General features: G+C 63.2%; 12 protein-coding genes. 6 read left to right on the top strand and 6 right to left on the bottom strand.

Features of this window, described 5'->3' with window-relative positions; translation table 11 throughout:
• Positions 1–2 precede the first annotated feature (2 nt).
• Positions 3–989 (top strand): M56 family metallopeptidase, encoded by a 987-nt coding sequence (locus ACFVSI_RS00325; protein ID WP_387818991.1) that lies wholly within the window; start codon positions 3–5, stop codon positions 987–989.
• A gap of 21 nt (positions 990–1010) precedes the next feature.
• On the opposite strand, the gene ACFVSI_RS00320 is transcribed toward ACFVSI_RS00325, so the two are convergent.
• Positions 1011–1547 carry a Chromate resistance protein ChrB gene (locus ACFVSI_RS00320; protein WP_387818990.1) on the bottom strand — a complete coding sequence of 179 codons (537 nt, stop codon included), beginning with the start codon at positions 1545–1547 and terminating at the stop codon, positions 1011–1013.
• 33 nt (positions 1548–1580) lie between these two features.
• On the opposite strand from ACFVSI_RS00320, the gene ACFVSI_RS00315 reads away from it, so the two are divergent.
• Positions 1581–2783, top strand: coding sequence for an MFS transporter (locus ACFVSI_RS00315; protein WP_387818989.1), 1203 nt, complete (start codon positions 1581–1583; stop codon positions 2781–2783).
• Positions 2784–2795: 12 nt separating this feature from the next.
• On the opposite strand, the gene ACFVSI_RS00310 is transcribed toward ACFVSI_RS00315, so the two are convergent.
• Positions 2796–4904 (bottom strand): type IIA DNA topoisomerase subunit B, encoded by a 2109-nt coding sequence (locus ACFVSI_RS00310; protein WP_387818988.1) that lies wholly within the window; start codon positions 4902–4904, stop codon positions 2796–2798.
• A gap of 254 nt (positions 4905–5158) precedes the next feature.
• On the opposite strand from ACFVSI_RS00310, the gene ACFVSI_RS00305 reads away from it, so the two are divergent.
• Entirely contained in the window at positions 5159–5380 is a 222-nt protein-coding gene (locus tag ACFVSI_RS00305) for a hypothetical protein (protein ID WP_018778705.1), read from the top strand.
• A gap of 230 nt (positions 5381–5610) precedes the next feature.
• Here ACFVSI_RS00305 and ACFVSI_RS00300 read toward each other — a convergent pair whose 3' ends face one another.
• The 4 genes from ACFVSI_RS00300 to ACFVSI_RS00285 all read right to left on the bottom strand — a co-directional run bounded on the left by ACFVSI_RS00300 (position 5611) and on the right by ACFVSI_RS00285 (position 10854).
• A complete protein-coding gene (locus ACFVSI_RS00300; RefSeq protein WP_387818987.1) occupies positions 5611–6921 on the bottom strand; it encodes an RNA polymerase sigma factor in 1311 nt (436 codons plus the stop codon).
• 244 nt (positions 6922–7165) lie between these two features.
• Complete coding sequence (locus ACFVSI_RS00295) at positions 7166–8449, bottom strand: DUF4192 domain-containing protein (protein ID WP_387818986.1); 1284 nt, start codon at positions 8447–8449, stop codon at positions 7166–7168.
• A gap of 76 nt (positions 8450–8525) precedes the next feature.
• The gene (locus ACFVSI_RS00290) at positions 8526–9881 is read right to left on the bottom strand and encodes a nitrate/nitrite transporter (protein WP_387818985.1); all 1356 of its coding nucleotides are present in this window, start codon (positions 9879–9881) and stop codon (positions 8526–8528) included.
• A 34-nt stretch (positions 9882–9915) separates the two neighbouring features.
• Positions 9916–10854 carry a proteasome assembly chaperone family protein gene (locus ACFVSI_RS00285; RefSeq protein ID WP_387818984.1) on the bottom strand — a complete coding sequence of 313 codons (939 nt, stop codon included), beginning with the start codon at positions 10852–10854 and terminating at the stop codon, positions 9916–9918.
• A 276-nt stretch (positions 10855–11130) separates the two neighbouring features.
• Here ACFVSI_RS00285 and ACFVSI_RS00280 point away from each other — a divergent pair, with 276 nt between their 5' ends.
• From ACFVSI_RS00280 to sucB, 3 genes are all read left to right on the top strand, one after another.
• A complete protein-coding gene (locus tag ACFVSI_RS00280; RefSeq protein ID WP_387818983.1) occupies positions 11131–12654 on the top strand; it encodes a leucyl aminopeptidase in 1524 nt (507 codons plus the stop codon).
• Positions 12655–12948: 294 nt separating this feature from the next.
• Positions 12949–14331 carry a dihydrolipoyl dehydrogenase gene (gene lpdA / locus ACFVSI_RS00275; protein ID WP_144662542.1) on the top strand — a complete coding sequence of 461 codons (1383 nt, stop codon included), beginning with the start codon at positions 12949–12951 and terminating at the stop codon, positions 14329–14331.
• 113 nt (positions 14332–14444) lie between these two features.
• Positions 14445–16193, top strand: coding sequence for a 2-oxoglutarate dehydrogenase, E2 component, dihydrolipoamide succinyltransferase (gene sucB / locus ACFVSI_RS00270; RefSeq protein WP_387818982.1), 1749 nt, complete (start codon positions 14445–14447; stop codon positions 16191–16193).
• The last annotated feature ends 119 nt before the right edge of the window (positions 16194–16312 follow it).

Genomic DNA, 16312 nt, shown 5'->3' with positions numbered 1-16312 from the left:
CTATGTTCTGGACCTCATACCTGCTTGCGGTCCTGGCATTGATTCTGGCGTGGCCGGTTCCCGTCCTGCTGTCGCGTGCGCAATGGCCGGCACGCTCCCCCTTCACGGCCATGATTCTGTGGCAGGCCATAGCCCTTGCCGGTGGACTGTCCATGATCGGCGCCATGCTCGTCTATGGCCTGGAACCTATCGGTGACAACCTCCTGGCAGGGCTCAGGAGCCTGGCCGGGATGGTCTTCAACAATGAACCAACCACCGCACTGGGCTTCTGGCACCTCTTCGCGCTCTCCGCGGCCGCGCTTCTCACGGCGCACTTGGTCTTTACCCTGCTGCTGACGTACTACAAGATCGAACGACAGCGCCGTAGGCACCGTGAGCTGCTTGCCCTCCTCGCTTCACCTTCCGACGACGGGCCAGGGACGGTGGTGATCAATCATGAGTCGCCCGTCGCCTATTGCCTTCCCGGCGGCGCCCGCTCCGTCACGGTCCTCTCCGACGGCCTGATGGCCGCACTTGATCCCGCTGAGCTCCGGGCCGTACTCATCCACGAGAATGCCCACCTTTCACAGCGCCACGATCTCCTGCTGTGGGCTTTCGCAGCCTGGCGACAGGCCTTGCCCTGGTTTCCCACCACCCGCCTGGCCCAGACAGCCGTAAACTCCCTGATCGAGATGTTGGCCGACGACGTCGCACTTCGCACCGAGAGCAAGGGAACGCTCATCAAGGCCATAGCCATCGTCGCCAGCGGAAGCTCACAGCCGGCCGTCAGCGCCGCAGCCCTCAAGGGCGGCGGGGCCGTCGTCGAGGGCGCTGGGGTCAGCGCGACCGGAGGCGCCGATTCGCCGCGAACGACGGCGTCACGCGTCAGCCGTTTGCTCTCACCCCAACCGCCACTCACCACCAGCCTAAGGGCATTGGTCCTGGCCGCCTCGGTTCTGCTGCTGGCAGTACCGACGGCACTGTTGATCGTGCCGGGGCTGCTCGGTTAGGGCCCCGGTGCTCCGACCGCCCTATTCGGGGAGCATGACCTCGTAGACCCGGGAAGAGAAGCCCTCCAGGGCTGCCCCGCACCGTGCCAGCTGGTCCGCGGCCTCCCCTGCCTGCGGAAGGTGCAATACATCGCGTGATTTCAGTTCCCGGAACCAACGCCTCAACCGCTCCAGGCTCTGTTCTTCTTCTTCGAGTTCGGCAAAAGTGAACTTTTCCTGCGCAATCTCCTTGGCAATTTCTGCCTCGAACTTCCGGCAATCGGACATGAACTCAGCCCACTCCTCCTGCCGGGCAGCTTCGTAAGCGGCCCTGAAAACGTCTTGACCCTGCTGACGCGGCATGGCATCCACCACTGTCCAGCTCCCGCCTCCCTTGGCTACGAGCCCGCCGGCACGGACCAGCCCTTCATCAAAGGCGGGGTGGGCAGGAAGGAGCCACGTACCCGGGCTCAATGGGACAGCGCCAATCCGCCGCAGCTCCCGCCAGACCGCAACACGATGCCTTGAGGGCTGGGACGGAACCTGGACCAGGATCAACAACCAACGTTCATCAATCACAACAACTAATGTAGCAGCTGTTACATTTGGTGCGTGAAGACCCCAAAGGCAGCCAGCTCTGCACGCACGACCCCCTACCACCGGTGGCCCCTCTACGCGGCAGGTTTCACTACCGCCTTCGGGGCCCACGCCGTGGCTGCCGGGCTCGGTGCCGAGAGTGCGGACATCGGGCTCAGCCTTCTTGGCTTGGGCATTCTGCTGGCCCTCTACGACATTGCCGAGGTCTTCCTCAAGCCCGTCTTTGGCGCCTTAAGCGACCGCATCGGGCCCAAGCCAGTCATCGTGGGAGGCCTCCTTGCCTTTGCTGCCGCCTCCTTGATTGGCCTCTGGGCGGACCAGCCCGCGATGCTTGCTGCCGCCCGGCTGGGACAAGGCATGGCGGCATCAGCTTTTTCGCCCGCCTCCTCCGCCAGCGTTGCCCGGCTCTCCGACGGCAAGACCGGACACTATTTCGGACGCTACGGCTCTTGGAAAGGCATCGGTTACGCGATAGGGCCGCTTCTGGGCGCCCTGGCCATTCTCGCCGGGGGCTTCGCGCTTCTCTTCGCCGTCCTGTCTTGTCTTGCCCTCGTGACAGCTGTGTGGACCGTCCTGGCCATGCCGCGTCTGGAGCCGCTACCCCGGACCCGCTACACCATTCTGGACGTGTGGCGGCAGAGCACCGAAAGGTCCTTTCTGGGGCCCACCCTGGTCCTGGCTGCGTCTACGGGAGCCCTCGGAGCTGCTGTCGGCTTCCTTCCCGCCCTCGCAGCACGGGACGGGCTGGGCACCACCGGAAGTATCGCCGTCGTCACGGCTTTGGCGGTTGCCTCCTCCACCGTGCAACCCCGTATTGGTGCCCTCCGGGACCGCGGGGTCCTCGCGGACAGGCCCGGGATGATCGTGGGACTGGGCTGCATTGCCGCCGGAACCCTCCTCGCAGCCGTCCTGCCTGGAGCGTGGTGGGTTTATGCAGCCGCTGTCCTCATCGGTCTGGGCATTGGAGTCGCTACGCCGCTCGCTTTTGCCCACCTGGCCGATTCCACCCCCAAGGAGCGACTCGGCCGGACCATGGGGTCGGCGGAACTTGGACGTGAGCTCGGGGACGCCGGAGGTCCGCTGCTGGTGGGCGGTATTGCCGTTACAGCGGGTCTTCCGTGGGGCCTCGGGGCACTGGCGGTATTGGTCGGAGCGGCATCGTTTGCCGCCCCCGCGGCTCCCGCCACACGGGGCAAGCCTGCCCGGGACCCTGGCTGACGCCGGCGTCGACTAGGCGTCGATGCGCTCCCGGTCGAGGGTTGCCGCACCGGCGATGATGAATTCCTTGCGCGGTGCCACGTCAGAGCCCATCAGAAGATCAAACACTTCCTCGGCACGCTGGGCACTGTCGATACCAACCTTCCGCAGGGTCCTGTGCCGGGGGTCCATGGTGGTCTCCGCCAATTGCTGGGCATCCATTTCACCCAGGCCCTTGTAACGCTGAATCGGTTCTTTGTACCGCTTGCCTTCCTTGACCAGCTTGGCAAGAAGCACGTGGAGCTCAGCTTCGGAGTACGTGTAGATCATCTCGTTGGCCTTCTGGCCCGGGTTGATCACTTCCACCCGGTGAAGGGGCGGCACCGCGGCGAACACGCGGCCGGCTTCCACCATGGGGCGCATGTAGCGGAAGAAGAGCGTCAACAGCAGCGTGCGGATGTGGGCGCCGTCGACGTCGGCATCGGTCATGAGGATGACTTTGCCGTACCGCGCAGCGTCCAGGTCGAAGCTGCGGCCGGAACCGGCGCCCACCACCTGGATCAGCGCCGCGCATTCAGCGTTGGACAACATGTCGCCCACCGAGGCCTTCTGGACGTTCAGGATCTTTCCGCGGATGGGAAGGAGCGCCTGGAAATCCGAGGACCTCGCGAGCTTTGCCGTTCCAAGCGCGGAGTCACCTTCGACGATGAACAGTTCCGAGCGCTCCACGTCATCCGTGCGGCAATCGGCCAGCTTGGTGGGCATGGAAGAGGTCTCGAGGGCATTCTTCCGGCGCTGGGTCTCCTTGTGGACGCGGGCCGAGATGCGCGATTTCATTTCGCTGACCATCTTCTCCAGCAGCAGCGCCGACTGGGCCTTGTCGTTACGGTTGGCCGAGTTCAGCCGTGCAGTGATTTCCTTTTCAACCACCTTTGCGACAATGGCACGAACCGCCGAGGTGCCAAGGATTTCCTTGGTCTGCCCCTCAAACTGCGGCTCAGCCAAACGAACCGTCAGGACAGCCGTCAGGCCAGCAAGGATGTCATCCTTCTCGATCTTGTCGTTGCCGGCTTTGAGCTTGCGCGCGTTTGTTTCCACGGCCTTGCGGAAGGTCTTCAAGAGGGCCGCTTCAAAGCCCGACTGGTGGGTGCCTCCCTTGGGCGTGGCGATGATGTTCACGAAACTGCGCATGGTGGTTTCGTAGCCGATACCCCACCGCAGGGCGATATCGACTTCACAGTCCCGTTCCACTTCGGCGATCTTGCTGTGCCCGTTTTCATCCAGCACGGGAACGGTTTCCTTGAACTTGCCGGATCCGTGGAGCCGCCACACGTCCGTGACGCCGGAGTCCGCAGCCAGGAATTCAACGAACTCGCTGATGCCTCCGTCATGGTGGAACACTTCCTCGTGGACGCCGTTCTCCCCCGGGGTCCCGGCGAGCTTGCGCTCATCGCGGACGGTGATGCGCAACCCCGGGACAAGGAACGATGTCTGGCGGGCACGGGCTACGAGGTCGTCGTAGGAGAACTTGGCGTCCGGGGTGAAAATCTGGCGGTCTGCCCAGTAACGTACCCGGGTTCCGGTGACACCACGCTTTGCCTTTCCCACGACATCCAACACCGAGTTCTCGACGAAGGGTTCGAAGGGGGAAGTGGGCCCGGGCTTTGATCCGGCATCGAGGAAACGGCCAGGCTCACCGCGACGGAAGGACATCTGGTAGGTCTTGCTGCCACGGTCCACCTGGACATCGAGGCGGCTGGACAACGCGTTGACCACGGAAGCACCAACACCATGGAGGCCACCGGAAGCGGTATAGGAGCCGCCGCCGAACTTTCCGCCCGCGTGCAGCTTGGTGAAGACGACCTCGACGCCGGACAGTCCGGTCTTCGGCTCGACGTCAACGGGGATGCCACGGCCGTCGTCGTGGATTTCCACTGAATTGTCCGCGTGCAAGATGACTTTGATGTCGTGGCCGAAACCGGCCAGCGCCTCATCCACGGCGTTGTCGATGATTTCCCACAGGCAATGCATGAGGCCACGTGAGTCGGTGGATCCGATGTACATGCCCGGGCGTTTGCGGACCGCTTCGAGGCCCTCCAGGACGGACAGATGCCGGGCGTTGTATTCAGAACTCGGTGCCACGTGGGGGTGTGCTCCTTCGGGTATATCTAAAGCTGGTTCCCAGCCATATTCCGCTGGTAACTCAAGGCAAACACTGCCCATACTAGGGTAGCCGCGACGGACCCTGCGTACCGGTTGCCACTCCCGGCCCGCGGCAAAAGGCCCACTTGCGTTATGGACATGTGATACGCGGACAGCGAAAGTGACCCATCCTTGCCATGGATCTGCGTCGAATGCTGGTTATATGGATGTACAGAACTACTAAGGAGGCCGACATGACAACAGCAGTTGCAGACCGCACACTGAACGCCGCTGACCGGTGCGATCGTTGCGGAGCCCAGGCGTATGTCCGCGTTGTACTCGAGTCCTCCGGCGGTGAGCTGCTTTTCTGCGGCCACCACGCACGTGCAGTTGAAGCCACGCTCCGGCCCATGACTTCCGATTGGCACGATGAGACCGAGCGCCTCAACGAAAAGGCACCCGTCCCCGTCGACTAGAAGTGCAAACCGGCAAAAGCCCGGAGTCACATCGCGCAAAAGGGCCCTTCCCCATCGGAGGGCCCTTTTTGCTGTGCCGACCCACGGTTCCGCGGTTACCGCGGGCTTGCAAGTTTGCTGCGGCCGGGCCGGCGCGTCCACGGAGGAGAACGGTCCACGCAGTGAACAAGAAGGCGGCCCAGCCGGAAATCCGACTGGGCCGCCTTCATGTGTCTTGGGTTGCGGACCGTTTAGTCCAGGTAGTCCCGCAGGACCTGCGAGCGGGACGGGTGCCGCAGCTTGGACATGGTCTTGGATTCGATCTGGCGGATACGCTCGCGCGTCACTCCGTAGACCTTGCCGATTTCGTCTAAAGTCTTCGGCTGCCCATCGGTGAGGCCGAAGCGCATGGCCACCACCCCAGCCTCGCGCTCGGACAGGGTGTCCAGCACGGAGTGCAGTTGCTCCTGCAGCAGCGTGAAGCTCACCGCGTCAGCCGGGACAACAGCTTCGGAGTCTTCGATCAGGTCGCCGAATTCCGAGTCACCGTCCTCACCAAGGGGGGTGTGGAGCGAAATGGGCTCGCGACCATACTTCTGGACCTCGACAACCTTTTCGGGCGTCATGTCCAGCTCCAGGGCCAGCTCTTCAGGCGTGGGCTCACGGCCCAGGTCCTGGAGCATCTGGCGCTGAACGCGGGCCAGCTTGTTGATGACTTCAACCATGTGGACCGGGATACGGATAGTGCGGGCCTGGTCTGCCATGGCTCGGGTAATGGCCTGGCGGATCCACCACGTGGCGTACGTGGAGAACTTGAAGCCCTTGGTGTAGTCGAACTTCTCCACTGCGCGGATAAGGCCCAGGTTGCCTTCCTGGATCAGGTCCAGGAACAGCATGCCTCGACCGGTGTAACGCTTGGCCAGCGAAACGACGAGGCGGAGGTTGGCCTCAAGCAGGTGGTTCTTGGCGCGCTTTCCATCATGGATGACGAATTCAAGCTCGCGCTTAAGCTTTGGATCCATGGATCCGTCATCTGCATTGATCTTTTCCTCGGCGAAGAGGCCGGCCTCGATGCGGAGGGCCAGGTCGACTTCCTGCTCGGCATTCAGCAGGGCAACCTTGCCGATTTGCTTCAGGTAGTCCTTGACGGGGTCTGCAGTTGCACCGGCCGACATGACCTGCTGTACAGGTGCGTCGTCGTCATCGGCGTCCGAGTAGACGAAGCCGGAGCCGGACGGGGCAGCCTTGTCCTTGGCGGCAGTTGCGCCGTCCTCGGTGTCGTCGTCGCCGACTTCGACTTCCTCCGCTGCTGCGGGGTCAAAGTCTTCGTCCTCGACGCCTGGCTCTTCAGGATCGACGGCGGAGTCGGTTGCTGCTTCAGCAGCGGCCTTGGCGCCGGGCTTGGGTCCACGCTTCTTGGGGGCAGGCTTGTCAGAGTCGCCCTCTGAAGCCTTGTTGGCAGCACGTGTCGCGGCGCGCTTTGCCGATGTGGCCGCCTTCTTTTCCTCAGCGGACAATTCGGCCAGGGCGGCGGGTTCCTTCTCGACGGAAGACGGGGTCACAGAAAACCTTTCTAGCGGCGGTCTGTGGAATCACCATACGGGCAACACCACTATGACCCTGTCAAGTCCGCGATCAATTTCAAATGCGATCGCCGCCTGCAGAGTCTTTGATTACAACTACAGACGACACTGAATTGTTCCCGGCAGCCGGGCCAATCCAAGCATTCAAACGCGGACCCAACCGGGTCTCGGCATCCATTGTCTCACGGTTTTGCCAAACGTACGCCTGTTCGATGGCTTGGAACTAAACCGGGACATTCCTTGACCCCTTCCAGGCTGAGTCAGGACGGCGCGCCCACCCACAAACCGACCCCTGTCCCATGACCCCCATCAGCAGTTCCGCCAACCGGTAGTTGCCATGGGCCTCAAGGGCCCGGCCCAGGCAAGCGTGGGCAACCGTGCCCATGCCCTTGCACCAAAAGATCCATCCTTGGAGCGTCAGTGCTGCGGCAGCCACTTCCCCTTGTTCCCCGTCGACGCCAAGTCCCGCCAGGAGCTGCTGCAGTACATCAAGGTCCTTCCAACACGGCAGCTCCGGACGCATGCCCAGCAGGACATCGCCGTAGGTGTACACGCCGAGGGGTTCACTTGATCCCGCAGCACTGCCAGCCGACGGTCCGGCCCCGGTTGCACTCCGGTCCTCGGTAGCACGAGTGTCCACGCCCACTTCGCTGGGGTCGAAGGATCCGGCGAGGGGGTCCTCTGCCTCGAAGAATCCGAACCCGGCGGCTCCTGACTTGGCAGCTCCGATGCCTGCAGCTGCCATCACCACCACGGCATCCCGCCAAGCCGGTATTTTCAGGGTGGTTCTGAGGAAGCCCATGAGTCCTGCATCATCTGAAGGCTCCAAGGGATTCCCTCGGTGGTGCCTGTCCAGCACATGACGCCACACAGCAAGTACCGAGTCAAAGCAGGCCTCGCTGCGCCACAGGGACAGGACGTTGTCGTCGAAGCCGTCTTCCGCTTCCAGCACCTGGGAGTCATGCGCTCCCGGCCGAGCCAAACGCAGTCCGCCATCCCCCTTCCCAGGGAAGGGTCCAACAGCGCTGCCCTGGTACACGAGCTCTGTGCTGAGTCGGCTCTCCTTGATCCGTTCGATCGGGAATCCCGGGATCGGGCAGCAGCCCTCATCCTCGCAATAGGCGCCGCGCCAGTACTCTGCGCCCACCAACCATGCATCGCGGACAGTAAGGCCGGCACGGTCAAGGCTGGCCCGCAGGGCATCGAGAAGTGGTGTCGTCCGGTGGATTACCGTGCCGTCATTCCACCCATCCGGGGTGTACACGGCCAGTACAACGCCATTGGCGGCCTCGTCGGAGATCAGATAGCCAAGTATTTGTTCGGCAAAGCAGGACAGTCCGTCAGCTGGGGTCAGTACGGGCAAGTCCACGCGGAGCGTGGCTCCCAGGACCTTTCCTTGCATTGTGATGGCCACGAGGCTGTCTTCAGGCCAGTAGCCCAGCATGTGGGGAATGTAGCCAAGGATGTCTTCGGGCTGGTGAATTCTGAGCGTTCTGTTGGTAGTCATGCGTCCAGCCTGCGCATTGGCGGAGGCAAGAAACAGGGAGCACTTTCCCTATGTGGAAAAGCCCCGGGAAGGGATGCTACTGCTCCCCCGCCACCTTGGAGCGTGCTTCACGCCGCCGTTCCAGGCGCTCACGCCGTTGCCTTGCGAGCGCCGTTGCCAGTGGCGGCACGTGGATCCCTTGAGCGGCCATTTGCCGGCGGACCTTGCGGCGGGTCACAACAATGAGCAGGGTTCCGATCGCGAGCAACAGGAACTGGACGCTGAGGGCAATCCGGAACGGCGCCAGTCCGTACAGCTCACCGCCGGAAAAGCCGCTGGCATTAAGGAGATCGAGCACCAGTCCAATGAGGTAAATCGCGATCAAGGCCGCGATGAAGCCGCCCACATTGACTATCCCGGTCGCGGTACCGATTCGATGCGAAGGATTGAAGGTCCGCGCGAAGTCGAAGCCGATCATGGATCCTGGTCCACCTACCGCCAGGACCACCACCAGGATGACCAGGAGCCACAGCGGGGCACGCTCGGGTAGAAGAAGCACAGCCGCCCAGGCGATGGCAGTTGCGGTGGTGATCAACAGGACCATGGCAGACCGGCGCATGGGGTGCCTGGCCACAAACCGACCGAATCCAGGCCCTGCGACAATGGCTGTGGCCACGAACAGGGCCATCAAAGCAGAGACTGTTCCGGCGTCGAGTCCCTGGGCCGAGAGCAGGAACGGGTAACCCCAGGTCATCGCGAAGAGGTTGCCGCTGAACTGCACGGTGAAATGGCTCCAGAGCCCGAGCCGGGTTCCCGGCTGCTTCCAGGCACGGGACAAGGAAACACCAGTGGCCCTGAGGCCTTGGGCCGTTACCGTAGCCGGATGCCCGGGAGGCGCGTCCCTCAAGAGGGTGAGGACCAGGACCATGGCCAACACTGACATGGACGCAAGGGTCAGGAAGGCCGGCGTCCATCCGGCCGAATGCAGCAGCAAAGCGAAGGGAACAACACTGAACAGCTGGCCCAGCTGCCCGCACATGCCGGTCAATTGGGTCACCAGCGGAACCCGCGACGGCGCGAACCACAGCGGAACCAGACGGATAACGGAGATGAAGGTCATGGCGTCGCCGGCGCCCACCAGGACCCGTCCCAAGACACCTCCGGGGATGCTGTCGGCGAAAGCCAGTTGCAGTTGTCCAGCGGCCATGAGGATGGCACCACCGGCCACCATGACCCGGGATCCAAACCGGTCCACCAGCACGCCTACCGGAATCTGGAGGCCTGCGTAGACCAACAGCTGCAGCACCGTGAAGAAGGAAATCGCCGAGGCACTGGCATGGAACCGTTCAGTTGCCTCCAGGCCCGCAACCCCGAAAGAGGTACGCTGCGCCACAGCCACGAGGTAGGCAAAGATGCCTATGGTCCAGATCAGCCATGCACGGGGACTTGTCACACCTCAATTATGCCCGTCAACCGTTAAAGCTGATTTATTGAGGCGTGTCTTTACGGGCCAGGTAGGCTTCCACAGCCGCACCGATGTCCTCGGCGTCGGGCAGTTCATCGTTCTCATAGGCAAGCAATGAACGCCGGACCATTCCCTCCGACTTCTCGTCATAGCGGGCCTCAAGGTTGGCGACGACGGCCTGCACTTCCTCAGAGGCCTCGATTTGCTCGGCGATCTGCCGGCCGACTTCCCGGCCTGCTTCCCGGAGACGGTCCGTAGGAAGCATGAGGGACGTTGCTGCCCCGAGGTATTCCAAGCCGGCGACGGCAGCCGTCGGATACTCGGCTTCGGACAGGTAGTGCGGAACATGGACAACATAGCCGGCCACGTTGCGCTCCGCCTCGGTGAGCCGGAGTTCAAGGATGTGGCCGATGGCAGCAGGAACCTCGACCGTAGGTTTCCAACTGGAAATCCCTTCGATCAGCTCAGGCCGGTTGCCGTGTACCGTCACACCGACGGGGCGCGTGTGCGGTACGGGCATGGGGATGGAGTGGATCCACGTGACGAGGTTGACGTCAAGCTTCTCCACGATGCCTACGACGGCGCGGGCGAACCGCTCCCACTGCAGGTCCGGTTCAAAACCTGCCAGCAGCAGAAACGGCTGTCCCAACCCATCCGTCAGCTTGTACAGGCCAAGTTTGGGCGCCTTGTAGTCCTGGAGGTGGTCTTCCACAAAGCTGATGTGTGGTCGGCGCGACCGGTAGTCAATGAGCTGGTCGGCATCGAACATGGCCACAACCTCGGCGTCGAGTTCATCCAGCAGTTCCGCATTAATCTGCCGGACCACGTGACCGGCGTCGGCAAATCCCGTGAATCCCATGACCATGTTCAGGCCACGGAGTTCGGGACTGTGGAAGGTCTCAATGTTGCTCGCGTAGAGAGCTTCTGGGTCCAGGAGGGTGCCGGATATCCGTTCAAACACGGCGTATTCCTTTCACGGGGCAAGTTCGGATGGTCTATATGGCTACAACGCTGCACAGGAAGCGGGCATTCCTGCTGGGGGATGTGCGGCAGATCTCATTTAATTGCTGTCCGCGGGCGCCGAGAGACTACGATCGAAACGGGCCGACGTCCGCTAACGACGCTGGGCCTGAAGACCAAGGCCGCCGTCGAATGAGGACGTCGGGCGCGTACCGGGGCAGGCCGCCAAACATGCGGCCCCGCCATGCACTGCAGAGAGAAGTGAGGACACATCCTCGTGGTCAAGACTACTGACATCAACCTGTCCATCATCGCCAAGGACCTGAAAAAGTCCCCCAGCGACGCCCTTGTGATCGGCGTTGCGCAAGGCGCTGAAGGGCCTGTGCTGCTCACCAATCCCCTGAGCGCCAAGGCTGCCGAGTCCGTTGCGGGCTCCCTGAAGTCCCTGGCAATCAGCGGCGCGGCCGACCAGGTGCACCGACTTCCCGGACTGCCGGAAACAGGCGCCGGGATCCTGGTCCTGGCCGGTGTCGGCAAACTCCAGCCCGGCGGCGGCCTCAGCGAAGAGGCGCTGCGGCGCGCAGCGGGGTCCGCTGTCCGCCAGCTCGCGGGACTGGCATCAGTGACGCTGGCATTCCCGACGCCGGCACTTGCCGACGTTGCTGCCGTCGCTGAAGGTGCCGCCCTGGGAGCCTACTCCTATACCGAGCACCGCTCCTCCACGGACGGACTGAAAGCACCGGTGGCCAAGGTCCTGGTCTTCTCCGACGTGGACGCAAAGGACGCACAGCCGGCGCTGGACCGCGCCGTTGTGCTTGCCAGGGCTGTCAACGCCACCCGAACACTGGTAAACCAGCCTCCAAGCCACCTCTACCCCGAGTCTTTTGCGGAGTCCGCCAAGGAACTCGCCAAGGGTCTTCCCGTGAAGGTCACCGTCTGGGATGAGAAGCGCCTCGAAAAGGAAGGCTTCGGAGGCATCCTCGGCGTCGGCAAGGGTTCTACCCGCCAGCCGCGCCTGGTCAAGGTGGAATACGCTCCGGCCAAGGCCAGCAAGAAGATTGCCCTCGTGGGCAAGGGCATCACCTTCGACACCGGCGGCATTTCCATTAAGCCGGCCCTCGGCATGGGCGACATGAAGAGCGATATGGCGGGCGCCGCCGTCGTACTTAACACGGTCCTGGCGCTGGCGACACTGGGCCTGCCCATCAAGGCAACCGCCTGGCTGTGCATCGCCGAGAACATGCCCTCGGGCGCCGCAGCACGGCCCGCAGATGTCTTCACCATCCACGGCGGCAAGACCGTGGAGGTCCTGAACACCGACGCCGAGGGCCGCCTGGTGATGGCCGACGGGCTCGTCGCTGCCAGCCTCGAGAAGCCCGACGTCATCATCGACGTCGCCACGCTGACCGGCGCCCAGTTGATTGCCTTGGGTCTGCGCACGGCCGGTGTGATGGGTTCGGATTCCGTCACGGCCGCGCTCAAGTCGGCAGCCGACCGCGCAGGCGAACTGGTGTGGCCCATGCCGCTGCCTGAGGAACTCCGCCCCAGCCTGGATTCGCAGGTGGCCGACATCGCCAACATCGGTGAGCGCAACGGCGGCATGATGACAGCCGCGGTCTTCCTGCGCGAATTCGTCGGCAAGGATGATGCCGGCGAGCAGATCCCGTGGGCCCACGTGGACATTGCCGGGCCGTCGTTCAACAACGGCAGCCCCTACGGCTACACCCCCAAGCAGGGCACGGGCTGCACAGTCCGCACTCTGGTTGCCTACGCAGAAGACGTTTTGGCGGTTTCCGCCTAGCGGCACGCCCCCGCTCCCTTCCGGGGTTGCGTGGTCCGTCCGGCATCCCGCCAGGGCCGCGCAACCCCGGAATTATGCGGCGTGTAGCGCTGTGTCACAAGTGAACGTGAGTCTCGACACAAGCGCTCCACAAACACCCGCAGAGGGTGGAGCATGGGTAGGTGGTTCGCTAAGGTGAACACGATAGTCACAAATGCAAGAGAACTTAGGTGCTGGCATAATCACGGCAGAACAAGTTCCAAAGACCAGATGGCACGCAGTCCCGTGTCATCATTCACGCGAGGGAGCGTTTTAGTGGCCGATCAGGCAACTGCGCAAGAATTCGACATCCTGGTACTCGGTGGCGGCAGCGGCGGCTACGCCACTGCCCTGCGGGCCGTGCAGCTTGGGTTCACCGTTGGCCTTGTGGAAAAGGCAAAGCTCGGCGGAACCTGCCTGCACAACGGCTGTATCCCCACCAAGGCCCTCCTGCACTCGGCCGAACTGGCTGACCACGCACGCGATTCCGCCAAGTACGGCGTGAACGTCACGCTCGACAGCATCGACATGTCAGCCGTGAACGCCTACAAAGACGGCATCATTGCCGGTAAGTTCAAGGGCCTCCAGGGACTCATCAAGTCCAAGGGCATCACCGTGATCGAGGGTGAAGGCAAGCTCCAGGGCAACAACACCGTCGTCGTGAACGGCACTGCCTACACGGGCAAGAACATTGTCCTGGCCACCGGTTCCTACTCGCGGTCGCTTCCGGGTCTCGAAATCGGCGGCAAGGTCATCACCTCCGACCAGGCCCTCACCATGGACTACATCCCCAAGAGCGCCATCGTCCTCGGCGGCGGCGTCATCGGCGTCGAATTTGCTTCCGTCTGGAAGTCCTTCGGCGTGGACGTCACCATCATCGAAGGCCTGCCCTCCTTGGTTCCCAACGAGGACGCCTCCATCGTCAAGAACCTCGAGCGTGCGTTCAAGAAGCGCGGCATCAAGTTCACCACGGGTATCTTCTTCCAGGGCGTCGAACAGAACGACGACGGCGTGAAGGTCACCCTGGTTGACGGCCAGACCTTCGAAGCAGACCTGCTGCTCGTCGCTGTTGGACGCGGTCCCGTCACCGCCAACCTCGGCTACGAAGAAGCAGGCATCACCATCGACCGCGGCTTCGTCATCACCAACGAGCGCCTCCACACCGGCGTCGGCAACATCTACGCCGTCGGCGACATCGTCCCGGGCGTCCAGCTCGCGCACCGTGGATACCAGCAGGGCATCTTCGTTGCCGAGGAGATCGCCGGTCTGAACCCGGCCATCGTTGAAGACATCAACATCCCCAAGGTCACGTACTGCGAGCCTGAAATCGCCACGGTCGGTTACACCGAAAAGGCAGCCAAGGCGAAGTTCGGCGACGACCAGGTGCAGACCCAGGAATACAACCTGGCCGGCAACGGCAAGAGCTCAATTCTTGGCACCGGCGGTATCGTCAAACTCGTCCGCCAGAAGGACGGCCCCGTAGTTGGTATCCACATGATTGGTTCACGCATCGGTGAGCAGATCGGTGAAGCCCAGCTGATCGTGAACTGGGAAGCCTACCCGGAGGACGTGGCCCAGCTGGTCCACGCCCACCCCACCCAGAACGAAGCTTTGGGCGAAGCCCACCTCGCCCTCGCGGGCAAGCCGCTCCACGGCTAAGTCTTTACCCAAGACAAACGGGTCGGGTGCATGCGGCGGAATCTGCCGGATGCACCCAACCCGGACCAGCAGAATTCATCCGCACAAAGATCAATAAGGAGAACGGGGACGACATGTCTGAATCCGTTAACTTGCCCGCCCTCGGTGAGAGTGTCACCGAAGGAACCGTCACCCGCTGGCTCAAGCAGGTTGGTGACCGGGTGGAGATCGACGAGCCGTTGCTCGAGGTTTCAACCGACAAAGTAGACACTGAAATCCCTTCTCCTATCTCAGGCGTCATCGAAGAAATCCTCGTCGCTGAAGACGAGACGGCTGAAGTCGGTGCACCTTTGGTCCGCATCGGCGACGGCTCCGGCTCCACCGCTGAGGCCGCCCCTGCCGAGGAAGCTCCCGCTGCCCCGGCCGAGCAGGCAGCACCGGCCGCCGAAGAGGCTCCCGCCGCCCCGGCGGAGGAAGCAACGGCACCGGCAGCTGAAGCCCCCGCCGCTTCTGGCGGCGAAGGCCACGAAGTGACCCTCCCGGCACTGGGCGAAAGCGTCACCGAAGGCACCGTTACCCGCTGGCTCAAAGCTGTCGGTGACACGGTGGAGGTTGACGAACCGCTCCTTGAGGTGACCACCGACAAGGTCGACACCGAGATTCCCTCTCCCGTTGCCGGTACCCTCCAGGAAATCCGCGTCAACGAAGACGAAACCGCTGAAGTCGGTTCCGTCCTGGCAGTCATCGGTTCCGGCGCTGCCGCCCCGGCTCCGGCCGCACCGGCTCCGGCTGCTGCTCCGGCTGCAGAGGCACCGGCCCCTGCCGCTCCGGCACCTGCCGCCGCACCCGCTCCTGCTGCTCCGGCTGCACCCGCCGCCGCACCCGCTCCTGCCGCTCCGGCTCCTTCTGCTGCTCCTGCCGCCTCTGCCGAGGCTGCGGGCTCCTCCGAGTCCGGCTACGTCACTCCCCTGGTGCGCAAGCTTGCCAACCAGCACGGCGTAGACATTGCTTCGGTCTCCGGAACCGGCGTTGGTGGCCGCATCCGCAAGCAGGATGTCCTGGCTGCCGCCGAAGCCAAGCAGGCCGCCGCTGCTCCTGCAGCACCGGCTCCTGCTGCTGCTCCCGCTGCCAAGGCTGCCGCCCCTGTCGTTGCTTCGTCCTTGCGTGGCACCACGGAGAAGGCTCCCCGTATCCGCCAGGTCATTGCCCGCCGCATGCGCGAGTCCCTGGAGGTCTCCACCCAGCTGACGCAGGTGCACGAGGTCGACATGACCAAGATCGCCAAGCTCCGCCTCAAGGCCAAGAACTCCTTCCAGGCCCAGAACGGCGTCAAGCTGACCTTCCTGCCTTTCATCGCCAAGGCTGTAGCCGAGGCACTGAAGCAGCACCCCAAGCTGAACGCTGCGTACGACGAATCCAAGCAGGAAATCACGTACCACAACGCCGAACACCTGGCCATCGCCGTCGACACCGACAAGGGCCTTCTGGTTCCGGTCATCTCCGACGCCGGCAACCTGAACCTCGCCGGTCTCGCCGGCAAGATCGCTGATGTCGCTGGCCGTACCCGCGACGGAAAGATCGGCCCGGACGAGCTCTCCGGCGGTACGTTCAGCATCACCAACATCGGCTCTGTGGGTGCCCTGTTCGACACCCCGATCATCAACCAGCCGCAGGTAGGTATCCTCGGCACCGGTGCCATCGTGAAGCGCGCTGTCGTGGTCGCTGACGAAAACGGTGACGACTCCATCGCCATCCGGTCCATGATGTACCTGTCCCTGACGTACGACCACCGCCTGGTGGACGGCGCGGATGCAGGACGGTTCCTGCAGACTCTGAAGGCACGCCTTGAAGAGGGTGCGTTCGAAGCAGACCTCGGACTCTAAGTCACTCCTTCTGCGGGCACCGCTTGCAGAGTAAGACGGGCAGGTTGCCGGGGAAACCCGGGAACCTGCCCGTTACGCTTTTAACGCCTTCGCGTGGCTTTGCTACAGGACGTAGAACC

This window comes from Paenarthrobacter sp. NPDC057981, assembly GCF_042886835.1.
Lineage (GTDB): Bacteria > Actinomycetota > Actinomycetes > Actinomycetales > Micrococcaceae > Arthrobacter.
This window is presented reverse-complemented; position numbering and strand designations above follow the sequence as displayed.